Annotated in this window: 15 protein-coding genes; 11 read left to right on the forward strand and 4 right to left on the reverse strand. The window is 39.5% G+C overall.

What is annotated here, in order from left to right; genetic code table 11:
* Positions 1-215 precede the first annotated feature (215 nt).
* The 8 genes from IPM48_00180 to IPM48_00215 all read left to right on the forward strand — a co-directional run bounded on the left by IPM48_00180 (position 216) and on the right by IPM48_00215 (position 12522).
* Positions 216-3041 carry a hypothetical protein gene (locus tag IPM48_00180; protein MBK9269989.1) on the forward strand — a complete coding sequence of 942 codons (2826 nt, stop codon included), beginning with the start codon at positions 216-218 and terminating at the stop codon, positions 3039-3041.
* A gap of 113 nt (positions 3042-3154) precedes the next feature.
* The gene (locus IPM48_00185; protein ID MBK9269990.1) at positions 3155-3781 is read left to right on the forward strand and encodes a hypothetical protein; all 627 of its coding nucleotides are present in this window, start codon (positions 3155-3157) and stop codon (positions 3779-3781) included.
* Positions 3778-4077 carry a transcriptional regulator gene (locus IPM48_00190; GenBank protein MBK9269991.1) on the forward strand — a complete coding sequence of 100 codons (300 nt, stop codon included), beginning with the start codon at positions 3778-3780 and terminating at the stop codon, positions 4075-4077. The genes IPM48_00185 and IPM48_00190 overlap by 4 nt, the downstream gene beginning before the upstream one ends.
* 118 nt (positions 4078-4195) lie before the next feature.
* Positions 4196-5440: a hypothetical protein gene (locus IPM48_00195; GenBank protein ID MBK9269992.1), complete on the forward strand. Its 1245-nt coding sequence runs from the start codon at positions 4196-4198 to the stop codon at positions 5438-5440.
* A gap of 337 nt (positions 5441-5777) precedes the next feature.
* Positions 5778-7226, forward strand: coding sequence for a T9SS type A sorting domain-containing protein (locus tag IPM48_00200; GenBank protein ID MBK9269993.1), 1449 nt, complete (start codon positions 5778-5780; stop codon positions 7224-7226).
* A 468-nt stretch (positions 7227-7694) separates the two neighbouring features.
* Entirely contained in the window at positions 7695-8963 is a 1269-nt protein-coding gene (locus IPM48_00205) for a T9SS type A sorting domain-containing protein (protein MBK9269994.1), read from the forward strand.
* A gap of 38 nt (positions 8964-9001) precedes the next feature.
* On the forward strand, positions 9002-10504 hold the full coding sequence (locus IPM48_00210) for a hypothetical protein (GenBank protein MBK9269995.1): 1503 nt from the start codon (positions 9002-9004) through the stop codon (positions 10502-10504).
* Between the two features lie 143 nt (positions 10505-10647).
* Positions 10648-12522, forward strand: a complete 1875-nt coding sequence (locus IPM48_00215; GenBank protein ID MBK9269996.1) for a tetratricopeptide repeat protein — start codon at positions 10648-10650, stop codon at positions 12520-12522.
* Between the two features lie 583 nt (positions 12523-13105).
* Here IPM48_00215 and IPM48_00220 read toward each other — a convergent pair.
* On the reverse strand, positions 13106-15946 hold the full coding sequence (locus tag IPM48_00220) for a leucine--tRNA ligase (GenBank protein MBK9269997.1): 2841 nt from the start codon (positions 15944-15946) through the stop codon (positions 13106-13108).
* 118 nt (positions 15947-16064) lie between these two features.
* Entirely contained in the window at positions 16065-18296 is a 2232-nt protein-coding gene (locus IPM48_00225) for an adenylate/guanylate cyclase domain-containing protein (GenBank protein ID MBK9269998.1), read from the reverse strand.
* Positions 18297-18466: 170 nt separating this feature from the next.
* On the opposite strand from IPM48_00225, the gene IPM48_00230 reads away from it, so the two are divergent.
* The 3 genes from IPM48_00230 (at position 18467) to IPM48_00240 (ending at position 23968) form a co-directional block, all read left to right on the forward strand.
* Positions 18467-19675, forward strand: a complete 1209-nt coding sequence (locus IPM48_00230) for a TCR/Tet family MFS transporter (protein MBK9269999.1) — start codon at positions 18467-18469, stop codon at positions 19673-19675.
* Between the two features lie 98 nt (positions 19676-19773).
* Positions 19774-22206, forward strand: coding sequence for a hypothetical protein (locus IPM48_00235; GenBank protein ID MBK9270000.1), 2433 nt, complete (start codon positions 19774-19776; stop codon positions 22204-22206).
* A 115-nt stretch (positions 22207-22321) separates the two neighbouring features.
* Positions 22322-23968 (forward strand): PKD domain-containing protein, encoded by a 1647-nt coding sequence (locus IPM48_00240; protein MBK9270001.1) that lies wholly within the window; start codon positions 22322-22324, stop codon positions 23966-23968.
* A gap of 341 nt (positions 23969-24309) precedes the next feature.
* Here the strand turns inward: IPM48_00240 and IPM48_00245 are convergent, their stop codons facing one another.
* Together IPM48_00245 and IPM48_00250 are read right to left on the reverse strand one after the other, a co-directional pair.
* On the reverse strand, positions 24310-24456 hold the full coding sequence (locus IPM48_00245; protein ID MBK9270002.1) for a hypothetical protein: 147 nt from the start codon (positions 24454-24456) through the stop codon (positions 24310-24312).
* 7 nt (positions 24457-24463) lie between these two features.
* Positions 24464-26113, reverse strand: coding sequence for a sodium-dependent transporter (locus tag IPM48_00250; protein ID MBK9270003.1), 1650 nt, complete (start codon positions 26111-26113; stop codon positions 24464-24466).
* Positions 26114-26492: the final 379 nt, after the last annotated feature.

Below are 26492 nucleotides of genomic sequence, written 5' to 3' on the forward strand. Positions count from 1 at the left end.
AGAATTAAAGAGCAAATTTTAGCGAAGGGTCAGCTATGGTATAAACTGCCAAAATAATGGATTGCTGCATTATAGAAACTAATAAATAACAAAAATGAAGTATGCACAATAAGCCATTTTCAGGGCTTTAAATTTCAAATAATCAGTGCCCTTTGACTTTAAAAATATAAATTACCCTCTAAATTTAGTATTTTAGAGCCTCTAAACTCCTGACCATGAAAACAAAACTCCTCTCCATCCACTTGATTATCTTCAATTTATGTACATTAGGCGTTTTACTCCAAGGGCAAAATATTATTCGGATACCATCTGATTACCCTACTATCCAACAAGGACTAGATGCTGCAAATACAAATACAACCATACTTGTTTCTCCCGGTATTTATTATGAAAATCTGATCTGGCCGTCTAAAATAGATAGCATTAAACTTATAGGTATTGAAGGGAGTGCAAAAACTATTATAGATGGGAATTATAAAGGTACTGTAATAACTATCATCAATGATCATATCGATACAATTTTTATAACTGGAGCAAGTTTGCTTCAGGGTTTTACTATTCAACATGGAAGAGTATTTGATAATTTTGCTGGAGGCGGATTATATTGCTATTTTACAAATCCAACTTTAAATGATTTAAGTTTTACCAACAATCAATGTAGTAACAAAGGAGGGGGAGCAAGTCTATACTATTATTCAGGCACTATTGAAAATTGTCAATTTATTGATAATAAAATATCATCTACAATTCAAGCTGTTGGAACCGGTTTAAGTATTAACTTGCATGGGAATTTAATACTTAGAAACTGTACATTTCATAAAAATATAGCGCAAGCAGAAGTTGGATGTTATGGAGGGGGATTGGCTTTAGAACACATCATTGATACAAATGACCAAAATGTTTATGACATATTAATTTCCAATTGTAAATTTTTACAGAATGAAATTCATTCATCAAATTTTTCAAATGGAGCAGGACTATATGCATATAGTAATTCAATTAATAATAAAATAAATTATTACTTTGATTCATGTCTTTTTTATCAAAATAAGGAAAATTTCTGCGAAATTTCAGGCGGAGGAGCAATGCATCTTACCCTATATAATTCAATAATAACTAATTGTAAATTTATAGAGAATAAATCTGATGAGGGTGCTGGAATATATTTTTCCAGTGTTAACCAACGCCCAATTAAATCAATAATTAAAAATACAACTTTCTCTAGAAATCAAACTTATAATGGAGTTGATTCAAAAGGAAGTGCTATATATAAAGATATTAGAGCAATTGATTTAAACCTAACAAATGTTATGTTTGAAAATAATCAATCATCAGCAATTTACATTAGCGATGAAAGTTCAAACATCGAAATGTATCATTGCACAAGCTTTAACAATGAATTAAATGACAATTTTCGCAATGCGTATTTAAATGCACAGAATTCTGTATACTGGACCCAACAGCCTCGCGCTTTTAGCACAAATTCTTCCAAAACTAATCTAAATCACTGCATTGTCAAAGGAGGTTTCCCTGGCATTGGTATTCTGGACAAAGATCCATTAATGTTAAATGCAAATTTACCTGTTCCTGGTATAAATTCTCCCTGTCTAAATGCTGGTGTATTAATCCCTGATATTACAACAGACATTAATGGTTTTCCGCGCCCCATGCCAATAAATAGTTTACCGGACATTGGAGCCTATGAGATGGATCAGTATTTTGCACATGTGCTGGTGAAATATTATTATGATATCAATCAAAATGGAATGAAGGATATCAATGAAAGATATCTTTCTTTCGGAAGTGTAAAAGACCATAATGATCAAACGCATGTCAATTATTCAGTGAATGGAACTTATGTCATCTTACAACAAGGTATGGCATCGATACAATATGTAGAAGATATTTCTTCAGAATGGAAATCAAGTGGACAAAATTTATTTCGATTCAATGTCAATTCGGCTCAATTTAGTGAAAAGATTGAAATAGGTATATATCCTCGAAACACGCAAGCAAAACTATCCACGATGGTTTTTGGCAACAATTTTCGATGCGGGGAAGAAGTAAAGTTTACGATCAGCTTGACCAATTACGGCACCACCATCGAATCGGGATATTTTTGGCTAAAAATAGACAATAGGCTTGATTCAATATGGTTTACAGACCTACCGGATGAGATCATTTCCAAACATGAATTTTCATGGAGATATCAAGATTTGTATCCGGGTGAAAGCATCACCAAAAAATTTTTTGTATTGGCTCCGAGAATTAATAATCCAAACGAGCTGGGTGAAATTTATAAATTCTGTCATGGTGTCTCCGGGCTTGCATTAAGGGAAGACGACTGTTATCTGGCGGAATTGAGATGCTCCTTTGATCCAAACGACAAGTTTGCCAGCCCTCAAAGAGAAGATCATCTAAGCCTCCTGAGTGAACCTCTGATCTACACCATCCGGTTTCAAAATACCGGAAACGATTATGCCAGAAATGTCATTATTCGAGATCAGCTAGACCCTGGATTCAATATCAATACTTTAAAAATTTTACATACCAGCCATCCCGAAATTTTAAAAGTTCTTTATGATGATTTAAGAGAAGTAGTCTTTCATTTTCAAAATATTTTTCTGCCGGACAGCACCACAGACTACGAAGGCAGCAATGGACATGTAACATACTCCATTGAATATATCGATGGTATTGTACCGGAAACCCGCGTTGAAAATACAGCCCATATCTATTTCGATTTTAATCCGGCCATCGTCACCAATACCACCCACAATATTGTGGTATTGGAGTTCCCAACCCTCATCGTGGATCCGGATGGTCCATCGATACATGTTTCACCGAATCCAGCTATCAATAGTCTTGTGTTTAGTCAAATCGTGGACAAGTGCAGCATATTCGATATCAACGGCACAAAACTTGCGGAAGCTTATCATACGAATACGCTTGGTGTTCAATTTCCATTTGGTACTTATCTGCTAAAACTAGAATACAAAGGAAAAGTTTCGATGCACAAAATATTGATCATCAATCGTTAAATCAGGTTTAGCCGATCCCTGCCTGGGTAAAATTTACATTTTTTGGTAAATGGTAAAATTTTTTTGCACAGGGTTCGTTTTTACATTAACTTTGCACTTAAAAGTACTTTTAAATGAAAGAAGAGCAAGAATACATTCAGGATTTAGCCGAGATCCGATCCATCATGGAACGCACCACCAAATTCAAATTACTCTCCGGTTGGGCAGGAATCTTAGCGGGAATCTTTGCTTTGACCGGAGCGGGCATTGCCCATCCTTATTACGAAATGGTCAAGCCTGATCAACAAGGTTTGTTGGGATCGGAGGGCTCAATTCCGGCTTCCTTCCTAAAAATCATTTTGATTGCCCTTGTGGTTTTAGCGCTATCCGCTTCCACCGCCATTTATTTCTCCTTTAAAAAAGCACGACAAAGGGGAGAAAAACTCTGGAATGCTACCACGAAGAGACTCCTTGTATATATGGGAGTTCCATTGGTGGCAGGCGGCTTGTTGATACTTATTTTTATTGCCAAAGGCCTGTTTGGCTTCCTGGCGCCAATCAGTCTGATTTTTTACGGTCTCTCTTTGTACAATGCCAGTAAGTTGAGCCATGATGCAATTAAAATATTGGGTCTTGTTCAAATCAGTCTAGGGCTAATTGGAGCCTATTGTGTAGAACATGGATGGCTCTTTTGGTCCCTGGGTTTTGGGGTTGCCCACATACTGTATGGTATCTTTTTACAATACAAGTATGAAAGATGAAAATATCCATTGAAAAACTGCATAAAGCCTTTGACAGCCGAATCAGGCTGGGCATCATGGCGGCACTGGCAGTGAATGACAAGCTTGATTTTACTGCACTCAAGGAATACCTTGACCTGACCGACGGAAATCTGGCCAGTCACATCAAAGCCTTGGAAAAGGAAGAGTTTATAGGCATAAAAAAATCATTCATAGACCGAAAACCCAATACAAAATATTTTATCACCAAATCAGGCAGATTGGCCTTTAACAATCATTTGAAAGCCTTGGAAAAAATCATTCAATCGAATAAATAAAAATAACATCAAAATAATTTTTCTATTTTTTTACCTAATAACTTTGTATATCAAAGTACTTTAACAAATAAACTAAACCATGGAAACTAAAAATCAAACCACCGTAACAGAAGACAACATGATGAATGAGATCTTACAGCTAATTCATCAACCTGAAAAACTTGAAAATTTATACAGAACACAAAAACCGGCTTTTACAAAATCTTTTTTGCAGTTGTTTCCTAGCATAAAAGATGAACCGGCCGCGCAATTCTGGTATGCGAGACTGAATCAAAACTCTCCAGCCTCTCAGTTTACCAGCCCCAATGAGATCATGATCATTCTTCTGGCTATTTTTGTAGCGGGATGCATTGCCAAAATTCCCGATCTGGCAGGTCTGGAGCAAGAACACTTTTACAGTCGCAACATTTCATTTGTGATTTTTCCTATACTAACTGCATTCTTCGCCTGGAAACAGAAGCTAAGTCGGAATAAACTGGCTTTGCTCTCTGGCATATATCTGGTCTCTATCTTTTACATTAACTATCTGCCGGAAAATCAAAACAGTGATACCCTGATTTTGGCGTGCATACATCTGCCCCTATTCCTTTGGGCAGTTATGGGATTTGCTTTCGTAGGTGACCATACCCATTCCTATTTAAGGAGATTGGATTTTCTGCGCTTCAATGGTGATCTATTGGTTTTGTCCGCCATTCTAATGATCGCATGTGGATTGTTGGCGGCAATGAGTTTTGGTATGTTCGAACTCATTGGCTTGGACATAGAACCCTTTTTTGAACAATATCTTCTAATCTGGGGATTACCAGCAGTGCCAATTACTGCCAGCTTTCTGGTCCGAAGCAATCCACAGTTGGTCAATAAAATTTCCCCCATTGTTGCCAGGCTCTTTACTCCACTTGTCTTATTGATGCTGGTCATCTATCTCATCGCTGTATTTGCAACCGGAAAAGATCCTTACAACGACAGAGAATTTTTAATCCTATTTAATGCGCTCCTGATTGGGGTCATGGCCATTGTATTTTTCTCCGCTGCCGAGATTCTGAAAAATAAAGATCGCAAAATAGAGACTTACCTTTTGTTTGCATTGGCCATCACCACCATTGTTGTCAATGTCATTGCTCTTTCTGCCATCATTTTCAGAGTATCCGAATGGGGATTTACACCCAACAGAACGGCCGTTCTTGGCAGCAATCTATTGATCTTGAGTAATTTGCTTTTAATTACCCACAAGCTATTTCTTTACTTAAAGACATCAGGAAAAAAAGACTTTCTGGAAAAGAGCTTTGCAGGCTTTCTACCTATTTATATCATTTGGTCTGTGTTGGTTTGCTTTTTATTTCCACTCCTGTTTGGATTCAAATGAGCAAAATTTTTGAAACCCATTCTGGTTTTGATATGTAATTGACAAACTGCATAAAGCCATTTTCCCATTTTAGATTTGCAGATCTACTTTATTTTGGTTATATCCGGATTCTATTTAGTTTTCAAATAATGCAATAAATACACTGTATCTAGAAAAAATAAGATAACATTGCAACAGATATACTTGTTTTTATTACTAGATTTGCAATACCAAACAATGACAAACCATTTATTTTTTATACCGGAGACTTCGACAAATCTAAGCTCATTATTTGCACAATGGCTTTAGTTTTACCAATTCATACAATCCAATAATCATTTCAATATTAATTAAAGATATGAAATACACATTAACGGTCTTATTTGTCCTTTCACTTTGCATGGTGCAAGCCCAAAATGAAATTAATTGGAATCCTGCCATTGATCTTGCAAACAGCCAATTTGGAAATGCCCATCCTCGTGTGGCAATCGATGGTTCCGGAAATGCGATCCTGGTTTGGGGTAGAATGAGCGACCAATCTGTCATGTTTTCGAGATGGACAGGAAATAATTTTTCAACACCAGCAAAGCTTAATCCATCAGGTCTTACAGTAGCCAGTGCCAATTGGATGGGCCCGGAAATCGCTTCAAAAGGAGATACAATTTACATTGTGGTCAAAAGGACTCCAGAAAATATTCACACCAACAGACTATTTCTTTTCCGCTCTTTCAATGGAGGAATTACGTTCAGCACGCCTCAGGAACTGGCTTTTATTGCAGACAGCTTTTCAAGGTTTCCGACGGTCGCGATTGACCAATTTGGAAATCCACAAATTGCTTATATGAAGTTTAATCCTTCTTTTTTAGACAGTAGGTGGGTTGTAAGCAAATCGAAAGATTTTGGCTTGACTTTTGAATCGGATATCAAAGCCAGCGGTTGGGGCGCTTCTGCTGAAGTGTGCGATTGTTGTCCCGGTGTATTAAATATATCAGACAACAAATCGGTCATCGTGTACAGAGACAACAATAAAAACCTTCGCGACATTTGGGCTGGAATATCAGAGGATGAATCAGAATCATTTACATCCGGGGTAAGAGTTGACAACAACAATTGGTTGGTCAATATTTGCCCTGCCAGCGGTCCTGATGCAGTGATCATTGGTGATACCTTGTATACCGTCTTTATGAGCGGAAAAAACGGTCTTTACCGAAATTATATCAGCAAGGCATCCCACAATTTTGAATTTGCAACAACCGTCAATAGTTTAACAGGCAGTATTCCCGGATTGGGTCAACAAAATTTTCCACGAATTTCCACTGATGGAAATGCCTTAGCCGTTGTTTGGAAACAAAACATTGGCAATCAAACTCAACTCCCAATTTTATTTACAAAAAACCTGTCCACCGGCTTTAGCAATAACTATACATTGGTGGATTCAGATCACATCACAAATGTCGATGTAGCAATGCACAATGGCAGAATTTACGTAGTTTGGCAAGATGACAATAGCGGTACCATCAAATTCCGAAGCGGTACTTACGAAACCATCAATACAGAGGAGAATCCTTCTGTAGTAAATTCACTAAAAATCTTTCCAAATCCAAACCGGGACGAGGTCCTTTTCGAATCAGACGAGCAATTTGATTGCATGGTGCAAATTTATAATGGCAAAGGAGAGTTAGTGCTCACAACTCAATCAAATTCCAATGGTAGAATTCCAATCAGACATTTTCAAAATGGAGTCTATTATTTGACGATCCAATCAAGCTTTGGCCAATGGGCTGTAAAAATATTAAAATTGGATTGAGATCTACTTTTTATCGCATGAATTTAGCGCAATACCAAGTCGATTATTTGGAATTAAATTTTGGATGTGAGGCATTCAAAAAATTTACAATACTCCTACAAAAAAGCACTTACATTTCTTAACCGAATAGACATTCAGACAAAATCACAATTCTGAATTCAAATTTTTGAATTGCATCCAATTGAGTGAATCCAAATAGAGCAATGGTTATTGACGATTGTAAACTTTTCAAGTTAAGCTCTATCCATTAAAAGGATGATTTATTGTCAAACTCAAAGATACAAAATGAAAAATAATGTATTTGATCCTTCAACCCTGCCGATAAAACCATAACAAAGTACAGTCATCGTTATAGAGTACTAACCAAAAAAGATCAGGAGACAGCAAGTTTCAATTCAAATTACCTGAGGGTATATTTTATTTGAATAAATTTTGTCCGTTCAATTTATTTTGTAAATTTGCTACTGCATGATAAAGCTACCACTTCTTTTCCTCCTGACTCTATTTAATATAGCTCAAATTTATTGTCAAGCCAATTGTTCTGCCGTAAAAACAGACTTAGAGCCCATCAATGATCTTGGCAATAAGATTTCAGCTTTTACTCAAAAAATGGGTGGTTTGTATCCCAACGGATCAAACTACATACCGGAAGATCATAAAGCGTCCGGTATGGCATTGGCTGCTCAAGTGACATGTCTGGATCCATCCGGAAAGGCTGATCCGGAACAAGGTAAAATAGTATGGTTGAGCATTGGAATGTCCAATTGCACCCAGGAAACACAGAGGTTTATTCCATTGGCCAATGCACATCCCGGGAAAAATCCAAGACTGCAGTTCGTGGATGGCGCTCAGGGAGGACAAACGGCTCAGGTCATATCCGCGCCCTGGCATCCCAACTACCAAAATTTTTGGAATACCGTGCAAAACAGGTTAAGCTCTGCCGGAGTATCTGCCCAACAGGTCCAGGTGATCTGGTTAAAAGAAGCCAATCAGGCTGGAAACACTCCCCCTTTTGTGCATTACGATTCTCTTGTGGTACAGTTTAGGAGAATAGCAAGAGAACTAAAAACAAGATTTCCAAATGTCAAATTGTGTTATGTAGCCAGCAGAATCTCCGGTCGGTACGCTTCCACGAACCTCAATCCGGAGCCCTATGCTTATTTGACCGGCTGGGCGGTTAAACAATTGATCGAAGATCAAATTCTAGAAGATCCCGAACTTTCGTTTGAAGGTCCCAATGCCAAGTCGCCCTGGCTTTCCTGGGGCATATACATGTGGTCAGATGGTGATATCCCTCAGAAAAGCAATCCTGATATTTTTTATTCCTGCCCGACTGACTTTACAAACGATGGGGTCCATCCCTCCAATGCAGGAGCGCAAAAAGTAGCAAGACTGCTGCTCCATTTTTTTACAAGCGATTCCACCTGCACACCCTGGTTCTTAGGCAATTCTTGTCAAATTTCCAACCTGAATTCCGCTTTAGAAAAACAAGTAATTGTCGAGATCTTTCCCAATCCAACAAATGAGGTGTTAAATATCCAAATGTGTGATCAAACGTTAAGCTGTGCCTCGATTCAATTGTTCGACTTACATGGACAATGTGTTTTGTCCACGGACCTTTTAAATAAGCTTTCTCTTCAATTACCTGTGTCAGATCTTGCCAATGGAATTTATTATTGTGTCGTACAATCCAAAGAATTTGGACCAATTTGTCAGAAAGTTTGCATTCAACATTGAATCCTCCAAAACAAAATGAATAAAAATTTCTCCCAAACATGTATGAGATAATTTTGACACCATTTAGCATGCTTAGAACTCTTGCACTAAGCTCCCGGAGTTTGATCATTCTCTCCAGACATTTTATTTGCTTATTATGGTTTGGATCATTAACCGCAATGCTCCTACCGGTGAGAGCTCAAAAAATTGCTTTGGGTGGACGACACAGCATTTGGATTTGCCCTGACAAAACAGTGAGAACATGGGGATACAACGGATACGGCCAATTGGGGTACAGTCATTTTGCTGCAGCAAATAAACCTACTGCAATCAGTGGACTTAACAATGTAAGCCATATTGCGGGTGGTCTTTTTCATTCCTTGTTTGTCAAATCAGATGGAACGGTGTACAGTTGCGGAAGAAATGCCCTGGGCCCTCTAGGTATTGGAAATCAAATAGACCAAAGCATTCCGGTTCAAATCGAAGTTTTGTCTGACATCGTTTTGGCGGCTGGAGGATCTGAGCATTCGCTATTCTTGAGAAAAGATGGAAAAGTATTTGCAACAGGTTCCAATTCAGCTGGTCAGCTCGGAGATGGTACCAGGACACACAAAATTAGTCCTGTCATGCTCCCGATCCAGGATAGCATCATCGATATTGCAGCCGGTGCAGAATTTTCCTTGTTTTTAAGAGCGGATGGTCGTGTACTTGCCTGTGGACACAATGGTTTTGGACAATTTGGCAATGGAAATAAAACCTCCAGCAACACTCCAATTATAATAACAGGTATTTCAAACATTAAAGACATTTCTGCAGGAGAATGGCACTCTCTTTTTGTCAATGGCGAAGGCGAAGTTTTTTCGAGCGGAAGAAATCAATATGGTCAGCTGGGTCTTGGTCATACAACAGAACAAAACACTGCCCTAAAAATTGAAGGTTTGTATGACATCATTCAAGCTGAAGCAGGAGGCATCCATTCTCTGTTTGTCAATAAGGATGGTATGGTATGGGCTTGCGGATTAAACAGCGGAGGAAACAATGACGGACAATTAGGTGACAATACAAGACAAGACAGATTGTCTCCTGTTCAAGTTGTTCCCTCCTGGGGTTCGATCAAAGTGATTGCTGCAGAAGCGGCTAGGGAGCACAGCATCTTTTTATTGGAAAATGGTGAAGTCTGGGCCTGCGGTCGTAACAATTATGGACAATTGGGAAACGATTGGTACAGTTCCTCTAATGCACTTTCTCCGGTGCAAACCGTTCCAACTTGTGCAGATCTTACCCATGATAAAAGTTATATCTCAGATGAATCCCAAACCATTCATGTATTTCCGGTTCCTACAAGTGGACCGCTCACCATAGATATTCCAAATTATGACAACGTCCATGATCAAATAGTATTTTACAACATGCAAGGCCTGCGATTAGAAATTCCACCAGCAAGCCGCACGATGCAATACTTGCAATACGACTTAACAGCATTGGCTCCGGGCATTTACTTCTTTGAATTCAACCATCAAAACAGCAAATTTATCATCAGAAAATTCTTCATTGTAATCTAACCAGCCCTATAAGCACAAAGGAACCTTATCAAAAAAAAGAATTTCAAGAATAAAAAGTTAAATTGTCTAAATTTGTAATAGGTTTGCATTGGTTTTACAGCAGGACATAATAATATTTTTTCTACCTTCAATCATCTCATTTTTTGATTCCCAGTCTTTCCGAAAATTTAAAAGAAAATCAATCATTGATCCGGATCGTTTACTGGACAGTAATTCTATTGACATGGGTCAAAGTACCCATGCTGGCCCAAAAACCTGATTCTTTATTAGCCGTTTGGCAGGATAGCGTTCAAATGGATTCTATTCGCATTCAAGCATTCAATCTATACATCCGAAAGAATTTCTTATTTTCCAATCCAGACAGTGCAATAACTCTGGCCGGTGAATTGGTGGATTATGGAACTCAAAAGAAAGTGCTAAGCGCCAAATCCATCGGGTATCATCTGCAAGGTATCGCCAATTATTTTAAAGGAAATTATCCAAAAGCCCTGGATTACTATACAAAAAGCCTCCAAATCCGCGAAGAATTACAAGACAAGGAAGGCATATCTGCCAGCCTTAACAACATTGGAATCATTTATCGAAACCAGGGTAATCTGGATCGTGCTTTGGAATACTATAACCGAAGTTTAAAAATTGATGAAGAGCGCAATGACCAAATGGGATGTGCCAATAGTTTGAACAACATAGCCAATATTCACTATGACAAACAAGCGTTTGATCTTGCACAAATCAGTTATGAAAAAAGTTTGGGAATATTTAAAGAATTAAAAAATTGGCAAGGTGTAGCGAATACCACGAATAACCTTGCCTATATTTTTAAATCCAAAGGCAAAAACAAAGAAGCCATAGAATTTCACTTACAATCCCTGGAAATATTCAAAAATCTGGACGACAAAAGAGGAATTGCCGCTTGCCTGATTGGAATTGGAGCTGCATATAGAGAACTGGAGCAATATAAAAAAGCCATTGAATTTGCGACAAAAGGGCTTACCCTTGCCCAAGAACTAGACATCCTTCCCCAAATAGAGGAAGCCTGTCGAACCCTGTATGCCTCCTACAAATCATTGGGCAAAAATTCAGAAGCACTTCTGTTCTTGGAGAAAATCCAGGTAATCAAAGACACCTTGCACGCACGTGAGACCGCGGAGAAGTTGCAACAAATGGAATTTTCTAAAGAAATGCTGACAGACAGTATCGCCAAAGCTGAAGAAATGAGGTTATTGGTAGAAAATCATCAGGAAGAATTAAGACAGAGAACCAAAACCAGAAATATATTAATTGTTACCACCGTCGGCATTTTAATATTAACCGGAGGAATCTTCAATCGCTTGCAATTCACCCGCAAATCAAAAGCAGAATTGCAACTTGAAAAAGATCGTTCTGAAAGTTTGTTGCTCAACATTCTGCCGGAAGAAATTGCCAAAGAGCTAAAAGAAAAAGGGAAGGCTGACGCCAGAGACTTTTTTCTTGTCTCAATCATGTTTACTGATTTTAAAGCCTTTACTGAAACCTCGTCTCTGTTGAGTGCCGCAGAATTGGTCTATGAGGTCAATGCCTGTTTTGAGGCATTTGATGGTATCATCGATAAATACAACATCGAAAAAATAAAAACCATTGGAGACGCTTACATGGCAGCAGGTGGGTTGCCAGTTCCTTCGGATGAATCCGTCAAAAATACGGTCTTGGCTGCTCTTGAAATGCAGCGTTTTATGGAAGAAAGAAAAACTAACAACATCTCAAAGAACAAAGCATACTTCGAAATGAGGGTTGGAATTCATTCAGGGCCAGTGGTGGCAGGCATTGTGGGGGTTAAAAAATTCCAATATGATATATGGGGTGATACTGTCAATACGGCCAACAGAATGGAAACCAGTGGTGTGGTGGGCAAAGTCAACATCAGTCGAGACACATACGAACATATTAAAGAGGATTCCCAATTTACTTTTATATACCGGGGACAAATCGAAGTCAAAGGAAAGGGAGATCTCGACATGTACTTTGTAGATTTAAAGTAACAAATTGAAGTAAAACAGAATTGCATTTATGTTTTTCTATGTCCTTATCCCAGCTTGTATTTCATGTCAATTCTGATTTTAAAAACTTAATCTCCGCAAGCTTTTGAGATTTTTTTGAAATGATACCTTTGCAACAAATCAATTCTTTCACTTCCCATATGGATTTATAAAAACTCAGAATTCCCATCCCTTTCCGTTTTGAATGCAATGATCGCTAAGTTCGCAATATCTAACACCCATTGGATATCAACGTTACCCAATATGCTGAGGCCCTAAATCTTGAGCAAATTGTTTCTTATTGAGCGAGGAAATTATACCCTGATTTAAATTCTTGATTTTGATGAAGACTAATCCGTCGTTCCAACTATGACAATCGGAATAGTCATCAGCGACACAACTGCAGCAAGGATCTATTTACCAATGATCTGCAGCCTTTGATGGTATTTTTAAATATCGGCACCCGTCTATACCCTTACCTAAGCTGCCCTTATGCCAACGATTGCAAAAAATGAAATACCCTGATTAATCAACAGGTTTAAATATAATCCATTATGAAAGTATAGCCACTGAGCAAAGTATCCAACTATATCACAATATTAATCATACGCTCAGGCACCAGAATAATTTTCTTGATGGGAGCATTTGCAATCCACTTTTTTATTTCTTCCAACTCCAAAACTTCTTTTTCCAGATCTCCTTTGCTTTTGGATTTTGAAACAATCCATTCATGTCTCTTTTTTCCATTCACACTGACCGGATAATTCACAGTGTCTGACTCTAAATAGCTTTCATTGCATTCCGGATAGATGTCGTGATGCACAGATCCCTGACCTTGATAATGAAAATGAATTTCCTCTGTAATAAAAGGAGCAAATGGAGCCAACAATCGATTCAATGTCAAAAGTATTTCCCTGTTGCGGCATTTGATTCTGCGCAGTTCATTGACGCAAATCATAAATGCGCTGACCGATGTATTAAACGAAAGTAACTCGAGATCAGCTCTCAATTTTTTAATACAGGTGTGCAATATTTTTAATTCTTCCGGGCTGGGTGGCACATCCATCAATGACAAATTTTTGTATTCGTCAAAAAACAATTGATGGTACTTTTTTAAAAATCCCGCGACACCATTAATGCCTTTCGTATCCCAGGGCTTTGAGTCTTCCAACGGACCCAAAAACATCTCATACATTCTAAAACAATCGGCACCGTACTCTGCGATGACTTCATCGGGATTGACCACATTGTGATACCTTTTGGACATTTTACCCACTTCAGATTTGGTACTGATTTTAAATTCCTGAGACAATGTAATACAATCTCCTGTTTCTTCTCCATTGCTAAATTGGGCTTCCCTGAAATCAGGCCTCCATTTGACAAATTCTCTGATTCCTTGTACATTAAGGTGCGCATTCGGTGAACCGTAATCGGTGACAAAATCTTTATGCACCGGAATGTATGCGATTTGCTCCTCACCATACTGATTGACCATTTCTTTGGCAATGAATTTAGCGGGCTGACTGTCTTTGACAAAAGCGAGACTTTCAATGATTCCTTGGATCATCCCTTGATTCACCAGTTTTTTAAACGGCTCATTGGTTTTTAAATATCCAAGATCATACAAAAACTTGTGCCAGAATCTGGCATACATCAAATGGCCAACGGCATGCTCTGTTCCTCCTATGTACAAATCAACATCCTTCCAATAATCCAATGCTTCAGTGGAAGCAAATTCGCGATGATTGCTTGGATCCATATACCGGAGAAAATACCAGCTGGATCCGGCGTATCCAGGCATCGTATCTGTTTCCCTTCTTTTGCCTTCCTCAAAATGCACCCAATCCTCTGCCTGTGCCAGGGGTGATTTACCATCTTTGGATGCTTCAATTTTTGTCAAATGCGGTAAAACCAATGGAAGGTCTTTTTCTTCCATTGGAATACAAACTCCATCCGGATCGTAATACACCGGAAAAGGTTCGCCCCAATATCGCTGCCGGCTAAAATTTGCATCCCGCATTTTGAACTGGATTTTTTCACGGCCTAATTTTCTTTCAACGATGATCTCAATGGCCTTTTGAATGGCATGCTTCACCTCCAACCCATTTAAGAAATCAGAATGAATCATCTCGCCCAACTTTTCCTCTGCAGAAATACCATTGAATTCACTTTGATCCACCACCTCAACAATGGGTAATTCAAATTTTTTGGCAAATGCCTGATCCCTCATATCATGTCCCGGCACCGCCATAATTGCTCCTGTCCCATATTCGATCAGAACATAATCCGATATCCATATCGGAATTTTTTGCCCTGAAAATGGATGCAATGCATACGATCCAGTAAACGCACCCGTCACCGATTTTTGGTCTGTGTGACGATCCTTGTCATTTCTTTTTTTAACTTCATCCAGGTACTTGCTGACCTCATACTCCCTATCTGCCGTGGTCAATGAAGCCACCTGGGGATGCTCTGGCGCAAGCACCATGAAGCTTACACCAAAAATGGTATCCGGTCTGGTGGTGAAGACCTCGATGCTTTTCTTTTGACCCTGGATGGGAAAAAATATTTGAGCACCACTGGATCTGCCGATCCAATTTCGCTGCATGTTTTTGAGTGAATCAGGCCAATCAAGTGCATCGAGATCATGGAGCAATCGATCGGCGTAAGCAGAAATCCTCAGAGCCCATTGCATCATGGGTCTCCTGATAACAGGATGTCCTCCACGCTCTGAGACTCCATCTTTGATCTCATCATTGGCCAATACTGTTCCTAAGGCTTCGCACCAATTGACAAAAGACTCCTTTCGGTAGGCCAGGCGGGCATTCATTAAAATTTCATCTTGTTCAAGCTTTGAAAAACCATTCCAATCTTGTTCCCGAAAAGCCTCATCTCCCAATCCAAAAGCATGAGACTCCTTGGATCCAAACTTGGAGAAATGTTTTTTCAAATCCTCGATTGGTTTTGCCTTCTGATCCTTGAGGCAATAATAGTGATTGTACAATTGAAGGAAAATCCACTGTGTCCATCGATAATAATTCGGATCGCTGGTGACAACCTCCCTGCTCCAGTCATAATTCAAACCGATGTTGTGCAGCTGCTCTCTGTAGCGCTTCATATTTTCTTCTGTCGAAACTGCAGGATGAACTCCGGTCTGTATTGCAAACTGCTCTGCAGGAAGGCCAAATGCATCAAAACCCATTGGATGCAAGACATTGTACCCGGACATTCTTTTGTATCTCGCCAAAATGTCCGAGGCAATGTATCCAAGCGGATGCCCCACGTGTAGTCCAGAACCGGAAGGATATGGAAACATGTCTAAGATATAATATTTGGGCAAGGATTTGTCGTTGCTCACATGGTAGGTGCCATGTTTCTTCCATTCCGCTTTCCACTTCTCCTCAACTGCTCTGTGATTATATTCCATCTAAAAGAATTTCTGCAAAAATAGAAGTTCAGATCCATTCCAGTTGCAAATGGATTCATAATGTTTCAACGATCAAATTTCTCTAATTGAAATTCATTTTAAGGTTTAAAACATTGTCCTATTTTGGCTTTACAAAATCAAGAAATGCAGGTTCCTTCGCGATGGGTTTCAGCAATGGATCATTTCCATACGCGTAAAAATCAAACTCAAATCCATTCGAAAAAGCATCAGTCAATAATTGAATGGTTATTGCAGAAGGATTCACATAAGCACTATAAACAGCTTTGGCGTACTCCCTCTGACCGGGATAAAACAAACCATCCTTTTCAATTTTGAGCATCCATTCTTCCGCTTTCTTCTTCTGACCCGCAAGAAAGTAACACACCGCAGCCAACTCAGGGAAGAATCTAAATTGTGGAGTGTTGTCATAATGCTCAAGGTAATGCAACGCAGCCTCTTCATAACGCCCTTCATAAAAAGCGACCATACTTTCAAAATAATGAAAGAACATGTTTTTGGAAAATTCCCTATTTATGTTTGAAAGAATAGAAGTATATTTTTTCAACAATTCCATTTTATCCTTTAAATACAAAATACCGCAAACCTTCCAGGCCATCATTGGAGGAGTATAAAATCGTTGATTTGTGGGGATCGTAGTTTTAAAAACTTGCAACAAGGAATCTACTCTTTCATACTCTTCCAACATGGTCAAAGCATGAATATACGCAGCGGCTATTGAAAAATGGGTAGGTTCATAGGCCAAATTCTGATACCATATTTTGACAGAATCATATTGCTCCAATTGTAACATGGCTTCAAACACTTCTCCAACATAGGCTTGATCGCGCGGATTCCCAGAATCTGGTTTCTTTTCTTTAGGAATAAATAGTCTATATTTTTCAATGGCTCTTTTCGGAAAATTCTGTGCAACAAAATGATAAATGGCTTGTGTGGCACCATACTCAATCTTAAATTCCGAATACATTTTCCAATACATTTCAGCTGCAAGCAATATATCTCCCTTCATTCTGGCCTGAAGTGCAGACCACTGTATGATTTGAAAATTGCTCATATAGGATTTACGCTGTTCGATTAATTGTGTCACAGAATCCAACAGCTGTCCGTGTCCCCAGTTGGTTGTCAGTTCGATCAAGGTAAAATAAGCCTGGATAAACGTGCTGTCCAATTCAATTGATTTCAACAAATGGGATTCCTTTCGTAAAATTTGATCATTGGGAACCGCGTTTGCCTTTACAAATTCCTGATATGCTGCATAATTTGGAGGAACATGACCATACAAGAAATCCTTGGTCGCAAAATATCCCAAAATCTTTTGCTTCAATTGTTCGATGGGCTCTATGATATTGTTTCGGGTACCATTTATAGGTTTCACCGAATAAAGGACCAAATTATTTCGCGCGTCCACCACATCAGCAACAATGGTAATCTTTTCAGGATTGGTGCTGTAGATTTTTCCTTTAATGAATATACCCGCATTCCTGGAGATTTTTTCACTTTCTTTTTCAGAACTTGCTTTGGAAATTTTTAAATTTTCATCCCGGATCACGTTTGCCTGTTTGGTCTCAATCAAAGCTTGCGTGAGCCAATCCTTTGCCAGCAGACCAAGTGCATCAAATTCAGAATCACCGGTTTGATTTTCAAACGGAAAAATTTGAATTAACTGATACAAAATTTCAGGGTTATTGTTTTTACCTTTAAACTTTTGAAACAAAAAATAAGCTAAAAACAACAACACTATAAATCCCAATGCCCATATATAATATTTTTTATTTTGAGAGGGAGATACGGATGAAATGCCTGAAGTGGTTGAATGATGATACACAGGTATTTCCAAATGAGAACCACTCAGGTAATAAATATTCATGGGAGCATTCACATTTTTTAGTGGAATAGCTCCAAGAAATTTACAATCAAATTCCTTTTTGTTTTTAATTTCAAAATAGACTTTCTCTGAAAAAAGGATGGAGCCAGGTGTACCTACAGATTGAATTCTGGAAGCCAGATTGACCGCATCACCATAGACATCATCATTCTCAGAGATTAATTCGCCGTATTCTATCCCGATCCTGATTTGAAAAAGACCCAGTTTATTCACTTCCGACTGCAATTTTGAGGCGGCAAAAACGGCTTCACTGACCGACTCAAAAAGACACAACAAACCATCCCCAAGTTCTTTGATTATTTTACCCTGATTGGCGCCAACTACTTTTTCGTGAATGGTCTTATTCTTTAACAACAATCCATAGGCTCTTGATTCATCTTTACCCATTAAGGCTGTGTACCCCACGATATCGGAAAAAAGGATGGCTGCAAGTTTTTTATGAAGCATGGCTGAAGATCATGCAAAAATATTCAAAAGTCGGCCATTTCAAAGAGTCATTTTCCAATGGATGCAGCTCAGAACTAAAAAACGGAATATCCATTTTCACCACCAGCCGAAACAAAATAATTGGCTGCAAACTTTAGCGAAACAGTAGCTTTGCCCGCCAATTGGACTTCATGAACAAGGCTTTTGTGTTTATTTTCCTTACAATTCTGATCGATGTGACCGGAATAGGTATCATATTGCCAGTTCTGCCGGAATTAATTCAGGAACTCACGGGAAAAAATCTAAGCGATGCTTCTTCCTATGCTGGATGGATGGCCTCGCTTTATTCTGTTATGATGTTTTTTTTTGCACCCATTATGGGAGGCTTGAGTGACAAATTTGGTAGAAGGCCGGTTTTGCTCTTGGCATTGTTTGGATTTGGTTTGGATTATTTGCTTCAAGGATTTGCTCCCAATATATTCTGGCTCTTTGTTGGAAGGGTTCTCGCTGGTGTAACAGGAGCTTCATATTCTACTGCTGCAGCTTACATTTCTGACCTGAGTGCTCCAGAAAAAAAAGCACAAAATTTTGGACTTATCGGTGCGGCTTTTGGCCTGGGTTTTATCATTGGGCCTCTATTGGGTGCCTTCCTCGGACAGTATGGAACCCGCATTCCATTTTTTGGAGCAGCTGGTCTTGCGATGGTCAATTTAATATTTGGGTATTTTATCCTACCAGAATCTCTCAAACTTGAAAACAGAAGGGCTTTTTCCTGGTCAAGGGCCAATCCGATCGGCACTATAAAAGTATTGACCCGGTATTCAGTATTGCGCAGCTTTGTCCTTGTTTTGTTCCTCATTTATCTGGCACATTATTCTCTTCAATCCACCTGGACTTTTTACACCATGTTCAAATTTAATTGGGGACATGATCAGGTTGGATACTCTCTGGCATTTGTAGGATTGATGATGGCCATTGTGCAGGGAGGACTCAGCCGTATTTTAATTCCAAAACTAGGCCCTCCAAACGCTGTGAGATTGGGCATGTTGATTGCCTTGATCTCCTATGTAGCTTATGCACTTGCTCCTACAGGATTGTATATGTATCTCATCATGGTATTTTTCTCCTTGAGTGGATTGGCCGGACCTTCCATCCAAGGAATGATTGCCAATCAGGTGCCCCCGGACGCCCAGGGCGAATTGCAGGGTGGACTCACCGCTTTAATGAGTATTTCTGCCATCTTTGGCCCATTGTTGATGACCCAACTTTTTCGCTGGGGCTCAGGAGGTAGTTTTGGAATTGTCTTTCCGGGTTTACCTTTTTTGTTTGCCGGGATCCTGGTATTTGTTGCATTCAGACTGGTGCAAACCTCGCTTTCCAAGTTTAGTTCCGGAAAATAAATTGGCTTTTCAAACGGATTATCGCGACTGCTTATCACAGGGATCCATCCGGGACTTTTAAACTTTCTTTTCTATATTTGGGCTTTATTAATTATCATATGAAAATATTTCTTCCTTTCATTGTTGGTTATTTTGCGATTTCATGGCTCTTTTCCCAACCAGACCAGGCGCACCAGTATTGTCATCACGCCTTGCAGGCACAGGTTTTACAAGAACCTTCCAAAGCACAATTGCTCATGATGGAAAATTCCAATCGGAGAAGTGATTCCATCGATGTGCTGAATTATACCATACGGATCGATGTAAGTGATTTTAGAAACAGATTGATCCAGGCCCATACAACTGTGGATTTCAAGACAAAAATTGATCAATTGGAATGGATTACATTGGATCTAAGAAAATTGACCATTGACTCCATTCTTTTTGAAGGTAAGTCTATACCATTCAACTATGACACCGAAATTATTCAAGCATTTTTTGGTGAAAAACTGGCCATTGGTCAGGTAGCGTCCATCGATGTGTTTTACCACGGCACACCGCAGAGAGATCCCGTCTGGGGGGGATTTTATTTTGCAGATCCCTATATCTACAATTTGGGGATCGGTTTATCATCCACTCCACCCAATTTTGGCAAAGTGTGGTATCCCTGTTTTGACAACTTTGTAGAACGCAGTACTTATGAATACATCGTGAGCTCACTTTCTCCAGCAAGGGCGTATTGCGTGGGTACTTTCATTGGTGAAGACTCCTTGACGGGAGGAAAAATAAAACGGCATTATTCGATGACCGACCAAATTCCAACTTATTTGTCCTCCATCGCAGTGTCGGATTATGAACAATACAAGTACACGCATCGCGGGAGTTACGAAGAAGTTCCTGTAGAACTCATTTGCAGAAAACCAGAAATGGAACAAATGAAAACCCAGTTGAATAATTTGCCTGGTGCCATTGACGCTTTTGAGTTTTGGTTTGGACCTTATCGTTTTGAAAGAGCCGGATTTGTTACGACCACGGTCGGCGCCATGGAGCATCCTACCAATACTGCTTATCCTGTTAGTTCGATTGTATCCGGAACCCTGGCTCAAAACGAAAGATTGATGGCACATGAATTTGGACACCAATGGTGGGGAAATCTGACCACCCTGGATGATGCAAGGGATATGTGGATTAAAGAGGGAAATGCAGAATACAGTGCTCATTTGTTTTTTGAACATGTCTATGGCAGGAAAAGATTTTTGGATGTGGTCAAAGACAATCTCGCTTTTATTTTATTTAATGCGCATGTCAACGATGAAGGATTTTTACCACTTTCTCCAATGCCCTATTCGAGAACCTACGGGACCCATACCTATCGAAAAGGAGCGGCCATGATCCACAATCTCAGAACTTATTTGGGAGATAGCATGTACCGCAGAATTTGCCACCAGGTATTTGACAGTCTGACCGGGACTTCCATGAATGCTTACGAATTCAGGGATTTTCTCAACAGACATTCAAACCGGACACTCCATCATTTTTTTGACGACCATATTTTTAACAAAGGTTATTGTACATTTTACCTGGATTCTATTCGCATTACAGAAACAACAGGCCCCAATACTGCTGATATCCTGGTCATTCAAAAAGACTACCACGCAGATCACTTATTTACAGATGCACCGGTTTTTATCAGTGCTTATGATGCACAATTCAGGAGAATTGCACAAAAATACTGGCTGACAGGTCCCGCCAATTGGGTACAGATGGATCTCCCAACCGGCTTTCGTCCAGTTGTTTTCCTGGTCAATGAACAACAAGAACTCAATCTTGCCAGTCTTCAGGACAATGCCTATGTCATAAAAACAGGAGCGGTACCTTTGGTGGCAACTGGTATGTCACCGAATGTGACAGAAATAGGCGATTCGGCTTATATCAACATCGTCCATCATCTGGTGGGACCATCAGAAGGATCTGCACTACCCAATGTTTTTAGGTTAAACAACAGGCACTTTTGGCAAGTCAGCAGCATTGCAAAATCAAATCTTAGCATGTCTGGAAGAATTGAGTTTAATGGAAACAGCGGTGGTCTGGATGAAAACCTCGGCATCGTCTCAGAGGACAGCGTAATTCTGGCGTACAGAAAAAATTGGACCGAACCCTGGAGACAATACAGCAACTACCTTTTGCAAAAACTCACTCCAAACGACAAACGCGGTTTTATCCGCATCGATCGATTGATTCCGGGAGAATACGCCATCGCTTATGGGCATAATTCACTGGTTCACACGAAAGATGATGCCAGGATCCAGTGCAGCATCTATCCCAATCCCACCATTTCACAACTCAACATTGATCTACCAGATTCACATCCGGTAAAATCCATTAAGCTGTATAGTCCAAAAGGTCAACTGGTGATGGAAACTTGTTTGGAGTCAAATATACTACAAAAGCAATTGGATGTCAGCAGATTAGAATGTGGATCTTACGAAGTTTGTCTTGCGGATCTGACTGGACAATGTTTGTCTTGTCAGCAGATCCAACTGATCCATTGATTTGAAATGCCTCTCAATGGGGCAGAATGAGCGACATTGTTAAAATATTTCAGACATTTTACAGTACATTTGGGTGTTTTTTGACTTTATATCAGGATAAATAAAATACTTAATTATGAAAAAATTACTCCTCTTTTCTTTTTTATTCACCTTGCTGGCAGGTTTAAATGCCCAGCCAAATACCAAGGACATCACGGTCTATGGGACTGTATTCAATACTGACAAACAGCCAGTCCCTGATTGGGTGGTACTGATTGGTAATGGAAGGACCACCATTGGTTCCGTGACGGTTAAAACCGCTCCTGATGGAAGCTACAAAGCGAGCATTCAGGTGCCGGCAGATCCCATCCAAACCATTTCCGTAATGGTAAAGGACCCCTGCAAGAATATATTGGTTACACAGAGTTTTAACTCGGATGTATCAAGTTCGAATCATGATTTTATCATTTGTTCCCAGGCTCCTCCACCCAATCCTTGTAGAGTTGCTTTCAAATATGAGCAAACCAAAAATAGTCAAATCCTTACTTTTCATGCGTATCCTGAGCTTAAAGACGCAGAATACTTCTGGGATTTTGGAGATGGAACCACAGGAACCGGTAACCCCGCCAGGCATGAGTACAAAAAAGCCGGTGATTACAAGGTGCTTTTAAGAGTTAAATCTCCGAATTGCGAAGGTTCCTATGGTGCTGGCGTAAAAGTCGAGATGACCACTGCACCACCACCACCTCCTCCTCCATCCACCAGCATAGAAGCAAGATGTTGCGGGGCCATACAGATTCTTTCCACTCCGGTCACTACAAACACCGGGGGCAGTACCTTTAAATTTTATGCCAAAGGCGACTTTCCCTTAGAAGGAGTCAGATGGGATTTTGGGGATGGAAACTTCGGAAGTGGAGCTGAAGTCACCCATACTTATACAACCCCTGGAAAATATAAAGTCACAGCCTATCTGGTAGGAACAGATTGCAAGGTTGAACTATCAGCATGGGTACACGCAGGTAGGACCAATTCCAATCCTTGCAATTTTGATTTTTTCCACAAGACCGATGGTCTGGACGCAAGTTTCGGTTTGAATATCAGAGTTGTTCCGGACAAAATCAATTGGAATTTTGGCGATGGCAATAGCTCCTCGGATTTGAACCCAAAACATACTTATGCAAAATCCGGAGAGTACAAAGTCACGGTAGAAGTGATTATCAACGGACAATACTGCAAAATTGAAAAAACCATCAAGCTGAGCGATGGAGGTAGCGGAAGTCGCTGTCCATTTGATTTCGCATTTAGAAATTCTGGTTTAACCAGCAGATTTTCTCCAATAGTCAGTACCACAAAATATGATAAATTGGAATGGCATTTTGGAGATGGAAATAGCTCTACTGAAGAATTTCCTTCCCATACTTATGCCAGAGCAGGTACATACCAGGTGACATTGGTGGTGTATTATGGCAATGAAGCTTGCAAAATCACCAAAGAAATAAAAATTAGTTCATTGACAGGCGGAGGAGGTGCATCCATTATTGATGTAAGCCCAAATCCTGTCGATGAGGAAATGACCATTCGTGTAAAAAGCGCTGAAAAAATACAGGCTGTTTTGGTCATCTCCGATATGAATGGGCTCAACTTAAAAAAGAAAGCAGTCGAATTGGAACCCGGAGAGAATGTTGTACCCTGGGATACAAATGATCTGCAGCCCGGATATTATATTTTACAATTGTTTGTCGGAAGTGAAGTTGTCAGCAGAGTGAGGTTTCAAAAATCTTAATCCAGGTGTTTTCTTTAGGATCCTGGTGTAAAACAAATGTGCAACAAAGCAAGAATGCTCGATCAAAATTTGAGAAGATGCTAGCATCTAAACTTTCTTTGGCTCACAATCGCAATTGAATTCTGAAGAGAAAATTCTAGGCTCATTTTAAAAATATACCATTAAAAAAGCTGCATCCAGCTTAAAACTTGATGCGGCTTTTTTTTGGGATCAACTTGATTTGATGATTTACAGGATGGATATAGTCCATAGGATGATCCAAAAAATGGATCCATGTTGAAGTTTATTTCCCAACAAGATCCAAAGGAAAACTTTGCAAAATGGAATCGGGTATTTGAGCGCTAAGTGGCATCAAAACTCTTCACAGGTGGAGCTTCGTGATCGCCCTTTTTAGGCGGAGTGCGCAATATTCTGATAAATAAATAGATGGTAACTGCACTGACGATGCCAATGGACATTAGCCAGGTGATTAAAGCACTCGTATTCATACTTGATTTAAGCTTTTGATAATTTTAATCGTTTTTGGTAGGCCACATAGACCATGGCGCAAATAGAAAGGTAAAGTCCCAATAACAAAAGTCTGGATCCGTTTACATAGGTCAATTTAGTTCTGAGACCATCGGCTATGGTTTGATCGGTTGCTGAATCGATTTGTCTGTGAACGTCCTGGTTCATCAGATGCCCGATGATGGATCCGTCGGATAAAGGCCATCCGGCGCCAGCCGATAAACTTTCGAAAGCAGCTCCCCAGTCACCTCCTTCAGGTGAAATCAAAGAACCCACAAAGACAAAGAGCAAAAAGATCGTCGTAACGTATTTGATAATGAATTTGAAAACAGCCGGGATTTTCATATCAGCTCCCCGATTGATTTCTTCAAATCCCTTGTCGATTCCAAAAAACCAGGCGAACAAAATGATTTCTGCCAGTGCAAATACAACCAATGAAACTGTACCCGCCCAATAATCATATTCATCAAAAACACCTTCTGCAAAGAAAAATACGCAAGGCAGACCCAAAACAAATACGACCAAACCAAAAAACCAGGCAGAGGTCTCTCTTTTCCAATTAAATTCATCTTTTAAAAATCCCATAAATGGAGTTCCCATGGCCAGTGAAGAAGTAATGCCTGCAAAAAACAACAAACCAAACCAAAACAGACCACAGATCATGGCCAGGACTGTTCCCCATTGTTCAAACAAATATGGCAATACCCGAAAACCTAGACCAAGACCCCCGGATTGAGTAAGTTCGACCACTTTTTCAATACCCAGATACCCAACTGCAATCGGAATGATGATCGCTCCACCTAAAACGACTTCAACAAACTCATTCATCCAACCCGCAGACATTGCGTTGAGAGCAATGTCTTCATTTTTCTTCATATAGGAAGCGTAACAGTGAATCGATCCCATTCCCAAAGAAAGGGTAAAGAATATTTGACCAGCGGCCGCCAACCAAACTTTAGGATTCCAGATCGTACTAAAATCAGGAGTCCACAAGAAATTTAAACCGACCGTACCGTCATACAAGGCTCCCTGAGATCCCCCTTTAAGGGTAATGCCCATGATGGCCAAAAATACTCCAAAGAGAATCAATAAAGGCATTAGCACCTTTGCCACAATCTCAATCCCACCACTCAAACCCTTGGATAAAATCCAGGTATTCAATAATAAACAAATGATCCACCATACGATAGGAGCAGAAGATTCCAAACCCACATAACTATTAAAATAGGTAGAGACCTGTTCTGAACTCATGCCAGAAAAAGCACCGGTTATTGAACTCCAGGCATAATTAAGCGCCCAGGATTCCAAATAGCAATAGTAGGCAGCCACCGCGATGTTGGTAAAAATTCCGAAAACACCCAAATATTTCCAAAACTTCCTCTTGTCAAACGCATTGAAAATAAAAGGTGTACTATGATCGCCTTTTTGTCCTCCAAACCGCCCCATGGCCCATTCAACATAAAGCAATGGAATACCCATCAAAAGAAAACACACCAGATAAGGTATCATAAATGACCCTCCCCCATTCTGAATGGCTTGTACCGGGAATCTGAGGAAATTCCCCAATCCTACAGCATTTCCCGCCATCGCTAAAACCAAACCAACTCTTGTACCCCAAGATTCCTGCGCCTTTGTCATTATTTCAAAATTGAATATTCTTGTTTGCTTGAAAAAGTAAAAGTACAACTTTCAACTAATTTGACTTATTGTTATCCAAATAACTTGCAAATATTGCCCATTTGTAAAAATCCACCGCTGAAAAGCCAAATTGCAATTTATGATGTGTAATCATTGTCTAATCAATTAGATACCAATGATTAAGCCCTTATGAATGCAAACCCAATCTAAACCATCCGCCAGATCTTTCAAAATTGGACCATGCCCTGTTTTAAATCGACAATTTATCCACTATTTATGCTAAAATGCTAATAATCTGCAATTAACAAATTCTATAAATATTTAATATTTAATGTTTTGACAATAAAAAATAATAGCTCACAAGTCACGTGACTTCACG

The organism is Saprospiraceae bacterium (assembly GCA_016715965.1).
Taxonomy (GTDB): domain Bacteria; phylum Bacteroidota; class Bacteroidia; order Chitinophagales; family Saprospiraceae; genus Vicinibacter.

What these genes read in the sequence shown, in the direction of transcription:
- IPM48_00200 (MBK9269993.1), top strand. Translation starts at nt 5,778, where the DNA reads ATGAAATACACATTAACGGTCTTATTTGTCCTTTCACTTTGCATGGTG.
- IPM48_00180 (MBK9269989.1), top strand. Translation starts at nt 216, where the DNA reads ATGAAAACAAAACTCCTCTCCATCCACTTGATTATCTTCAATTTATGT.
- IPM48_00205 (MBK9269994.1), top strand. Translation starts at nt 7,695, where the DNA reads ATGATAAAGCTACCACTTCTTTTCCTCCTGACTCTATTTAATATAGCT.
- IPM48_00230 (MBK9269999.1), top strand. Translation starts at nt 18,467, where the DNA reads ATGAACAAGGCTTTTGTGTTTATTTTCCTTACAATTCTGATCGATGTG.
- IPM48_00190 (MBK9269991.1), top strand. Translation starts at nt 3,778, where the DNA reads ATGAAAATATCCATTGAAAAACTGCATAAAGCCTTTGACAGCCGAATC.
- IPM48_00240 (MBK9270001.1), top strand. Translation starts at nt 22,322, where the DNA reads ATGAAAAAATTACTCCTCTTTTCTTTTTTATTCACCTTGCTGGCAGGT.
- IPM48_00250 (MBK9270003.1), bottom strand. Translation starts at nt 26,113, where the DNA reads ATGACAAAGGCGCAGGAATCTTGGGGTACAAGAGTTGGTTTGGTTTTA.
- IPM48_00225 (MBK9269998.1), bottom strand. Translation starts at nt 18,296, where the DNA reads ATGCTTCATAAAAAACTTGCAGCCATCCTTTTTTCCGATATCGTGGGG.
- IPM48_00195 (MBK9269992.1), top strand. Translation starts at nt 4,196, where the DNA reads ATGATGAATGAGATCTTACAGCTAATTCATCAACCTGAAAAACTTGAA.
- IPM48_00245 (MBK9270002.1), bottom strand. Translation starts at nt 24,456, where the DNA reads ATGAATACGAGTGCTTTAATCACCTGGCTAATGTCCATTGGCATCGTC.
- IPM48_00185 (MBK9269990.1), top strand. Translation starts at nt 3,155, where the DNA reads ATGAAAGAAGAGCAAGAATACATTCAGGATTTAGCCGAGATCCGATCC.
- IPM48_00220 (MBK9269997.1), bottom strand. Translation starts at nt 15,946, where the DNA reads ATGGAATATAATCACAGAGCAGTTGAGGAGAAGTGGAAAGCGGAATGG.
- IPM48_00235 (MBK9270000.1), top strand. Translation starts at nt 19,774, where the DNA reads ATGAAAATATTTCTTCCTTTCATTGTTGGTTATTTTGCGATTTCATGG.
- IPM48_00210 (MBK9269995.1), top strand. Translation starts at nt 9,002, where the DNA reads ATGTATGAGATAATTTTGACACCATTTAGCATGCTTAGAACTCTTGCA.